The following is a 2,030-nucleotide window of genomic DNA, read 5'->3' on the forward strand; positions in this document are numbered from 1 at the left end:
GCATGTCGAGATGAAGGACGGCAGGGTCGAGAAGATCACCGCCGACCGGATGATCTCGGCCGTCGGCGTGCAAGGCAACATCGAGGGCCTCGGGCTTGAGGCGCTCGGCGTGAAGACGGATCGCGGCTGCGTCGTCATCGATGGTTACGGCAAGACCAATGTGCCGGGCATCTATGCCATCGGCGATGTCGCCGGCCCGCCGATGCTCGCCCACAAGGCCGAACATGAGGGTGTCGTGTGCATCGAGAAGATCGCTGATTTTCCTGGCGTACATGCCACCGACAAGCTGAAGATTCCGGGCTGCACCTACTGCAATCCGCAGGTCGCCTCGGTTGGCCTGACCGAAGCCAAGGCCAAGGCAGAGGGCTGGGATATCCGGGTCGGGCGCTTCCAGTTCGCCGCCAATGGCAAGGCGATCGCGCTCGGTGAGGATCAGGGCTTCATCAAGACCATCTTCGACAAGAAGACCGGTCAATTGCTCGGCGCCCACATGGTCGGCGCCGAAGTGACCGAACTGATCCAGGGCTTCGTCGTGGCGATGAACCTGGAGACGACCGAGGAAGAGCTGATGCACACCATCTTCCCGCACCCGACGCTGTCGGAGATGATGAAGGAAAGCGTGCTCGACGCCTATGGCCGCGCGCTCAACGCGTGATAGATTGAAAGCGCTGCTACAGATGGAACCCGGCGGCAAGGTACATCGTTTGCGGATGCACTTTCATCCATCACACAAGGAGAAGGCATATGCACCTGAATGGCGTCGGCTGGATAGCAGCCATCATCATCGGCGGCCTGGCAGGCTGGTTCGCCGAAATGTTCATGAAGAGCAACACCGGCATCTTCATGAACATCGTTATGGGCATCGTCGGCGCGATCGTGCTGAACGCCATTCTGCAGGCTCTCAATTTTGGCCCGTTCGGCGTCGGCTGGATTGCCTATCTGATCACCGGCTTTATCGGCGCCTGCCTACTGATCTGGGCAGGACGCCTGGTGCGCCGCTGACATCACTGAAGAGCTGCCATGCGAAAAAGGCTGTTGCGGCATGCGCCGCAGCGGCCTTTTTCTTTGCGCCGAAAAGTCCTAGATGACGTTATCACAACGAACGCCTGACTGGCGCTCGCCAATGAACCAGGTTTCCCGATGGTCACTGTCCTCGATACGATCGCCAACGCACCGCGCCTGCGGCATCCCGAAAAGGCGCACAAGCCTGATCAGGATGTCCTGCGCAAGCCCGACTGGATACGCGTCAAGGCGCCGATGTCGAAGGGCTATGCCGAAACGCGCGAAATCGTGAAGTCGCACAAGCTGGTGACGGTCTGCGAAGAGGCCGGCTGCCCCAACATCGGCGAGTGCTGGGAAAAGAAGCACGCCACCTTCATGATCATGGGCGAGATCTGCACCCGCGCCTGCGCTTTCTGCAACGTCGCCACGGGCATTCCAACCGCTCTTGACCCGGATGAACCGGCCCGCGTCGCGCATGCGGTCAAGCAGATGGGCCTTACCCATGTCGTCATCACCTCGGTCGACCGCGACGATCTCGCCGATGGCGGTGCGCAGCATTTCGCCGAGGTCATCCGCGCCATCCGGGCGGCGACGCCGCTGACGACGATCGAAATCCTGACGCCCGACTTCCTGCGCAAGGACGGCGCGCTGGAGATCGTCGTGGCGGCCAAACCCGACGTCTTCAACCACAATCTCGAAACCGTTCCGTCGAACTATCTGACGGTTCGTCCGGGCGCCCGCTATTTCCATTCGATCCGGCTGTTGCAGCGGGTCAAGGAGCTTGATCCGTCGATCTTCACCAAGTCCGGCATCATGGTGGGGCTGGGCGAAGAACGGAATGAAATCCTGCAGTTGATGGACGATCTGCGTTCGGCCAATGTCGACTTCATGACCATAGGCCAGTATCTGCAGCCGTCGAAGAAGCACCACCCGGTGATCCGCTTTGTTACGCCGGAGGAGTTCAAATCCTTTGAGACGATCGGCCGGACCAAGGGTTTCCTGCTGGTGGCGTCCAGCCCGCTGACGCG

Annotated in this window: 3 protein-coding genes; all 3 read left to right on the forward strand. The window is 60.6% G+C overall.

Annotation, left to right across the window (positions count from 1 at the left end):
* The coding region (locus EN879_RS33460; RefSeq protein WP_164774747.1) for an FAD-dependent oxidoreductase at positions 1–655 on the forward strand (655 nt) is incomplete at its 5' end.
* Positions 656–744: 89 nt separating this feature from the next.
* Complete coding sequence (locus EN879_RS33465) at positions 745–1,002, forward strand: GlsB/YeaQ/YmgE family stress response membrane protein (protein ID WP_013531486.1); 258 nt, start codon at positions 745–747, stop codon at positions 1,000–1,002.
* Between the two features lie 138 nt (positions 1,003–1,140).
* The coding region (gene lipA, locus EN879_RS33470) for a lipoyl synthase (RefSeq protein ID WP_127274586.1) at positions 1,141–2,030 on the forward strand (890 nt) is incomplete at its 3' end.

The organism is Mesorhizobium sp. M7A.F.Ca.AU.002.02.1.1 (genome assembly GCF_003998535.1).
In the GTDB taxonomy this organism is placed as follows: domain Bacteria; phylum Pseudomonadota; class Alphaproteobacteria; order Rhizobiales; family Rhizobiaceae; genus Mesorhizobium; species Mesorhizobium ciceri.